A 1,778-nucleotide genomic window follows, 5' to 3' on the forward strand; every position below is an offset into this window, starting at 1 on the left:
GGCCCGCCCGCGGCCGTACCTCCGACCAACGCCGTCGCTCCCCCGGGCCCGGCCCCCCGAACCCGTCGTCCCGGCGCCCGTCACTCGGATCGCGGCGCACTGGCCCGCTCGATGCCCTCCCACCTGCCGACCCTGATCCTGATCCTGCTCCTGTTGCTGCCCGCGATTTTGGCCGCCGTTCTGCTGCGCCCACGCCGCCGACGCCAGAGCGGCGGCCGGATCGGTCCGTAGTGTCGGCGGTGCATCGCCCGTGTCGCCCGACGGCCGGGTCGGGCTCCGGCGCCACCGTCCATCACGGGCCGATGCACGGCCATCGACAACCGTTGTTGTCGGCAGGTAGCTCGATGCGTAGGCTGAGCGAATGCCGAGGAACGACTTCGCCTCCCTGTTGAGCGAGGGCGAGATAGCCCGCCTGGCGGACGAGAGCATCGACGCCCTCGCCCGTCGGCTGGCCGATCACGTTTTCGCCGCGGCACCGCCCCCGGCACCCTCGACCGTCTCGACCGTCTCGACCAACGAGACCAACGAGACGCGCAAGGCAAACGAACCGCACGAGGCAACCGAAGCAAGCACCGCCAGCACCGCAAGCAAGGTGCCCGAGGCGGGCCGACCCGCCGAAGCACCCCCGCCCCGCGGTCACGGCCCCGACGGCGACGCCCTCTTCCGGCTGCGGATCCTCGCGCACCTGTCCCGCGCCGTGGAGCGCCTTGCCGGCGAGGAGGCCGCGCTCGCCGCCGGAGCCGGCGCGGGCTACCCGCAACTGGGCGACGCCTGGTACATCACCCGGCAGGGCGCCCGGCGCCGCTGGCCCGGCCTGGTCTTCACCGCTACACCCCCGTCCCGTCCCATCCCGCCGTTCGACGACCGGAGCCACCTGATGAACACGCGCCGCACCTACGACGTCCTGTTGGTCGAGGACGATGCCGCCGACGCCATGCTCATCGAGGAAGCGATGGTGGATCGCGGCATGGCACGCACCATCAACCTGGTCGGTGACGGCGTCGCCGCGCTGGAGTACCTGCGCGACCCCGAACGAGCCCGCCCCGACCTGATCGTGCTCGACCTGAACATGCCGCGGATGAACGGGCGCGAACTGCTCGCCGTGCTCAAGGACGACGCGGATCTGCTCACCATCCCGGTCGTCGTGCTCACCACGTCGGCCTCGCCCGACGACGTGACGTCGGCGTACGACCGGCACGCGAACGCGTATGTCACCAAGCCCGTCAACCTGGACGACTTCCTCCAGGCCGTGCGCAGCATCGACGCGTTCTTCCTGGACACCGCCGCGATTCCGCCGAAGCGCTGAGCCCGGAGGCCGCGATGACGAAGCGCGTGGTCGCCTCGTGCGACGTGAGCGCCGAGGGTGCCCGGGCCGTCGTGCGGGCCGTGGTCGAGGCGGCGACCGCCGCGGGGTGCGCGGTGAGTGTCGCCGTGGTCGACTCCGCCGGTGTGCTCGTGGCGTTCGAGCGGATGGACGGCGTGTTGCGGTTCAGCGCCGACCTCGCGGCGGCCAAGGCCCGTACGTCGGCCGCGTTCGGCCGGCCGACGGCGAGCATGGAGGAGGTCATGCGGGAGCGTCCCGTGTTCGCGCAGAGCTTTGTGCAGCAGGGCGGTTGGTACCTCGGCCGCGGTGGGCACCCGCTGTCGGTCGACGGCCGACCCGCGGGCGGCGTCGGGGTCAGCGGCGACGCGGCCGAGGTCGAGGACGAGTTGGCCCGCGCCGCGGCCGCGTCGTTCGCCGACCCCGAGGCACCCTGACCCGGGTAGACCACACCGCC

General features: G+C 72.7%; 3 protein-coding genes. All 3 read left to right on the forward strand.

The window, feature by feature from the left end; translation table 11 throughout:
• Positions 1-231, forward strand: a 231-nt coding sequence (locus GT354_RS55000) for a hypothetical protein (RefSeq protein WP_237535872.1), incomplete at its 5' end; no start/stop codon positions are given.
• 130 nt (positions 232-361) lie between these two features.
• A complete protein-coding gene (locus GT354_RS38540; protein WP_202512771.1) occupies positions 362-1,306 on the forward strand; it encodes a response regulator in 945 nt (314 codons plus the stop codon).
• A 14-nt stretch (positions 1,307-1,320) separates the two neighbouring features.
• On the forward strand, positions 1,321-1,758 hold the full coding sequence (locus GT354_RS38545) for a heme-binding protein (protein ID WP_161361035.1): 438 nt from the start codon (positions 1,321-1,323) through the stop codon (positions 1,756-1,758).
• Positions 1,759-1,778: the final 20 nt, after the last annotated feature.

It is taken from the genome of Streptomyces sp. SID3343 (genome assembly GCF_009865215.1).
GTDB lineage: Bacteria > Actinomycetota > Actinomycetes > Streptomycetales > Streptomycetaceae > Embleya.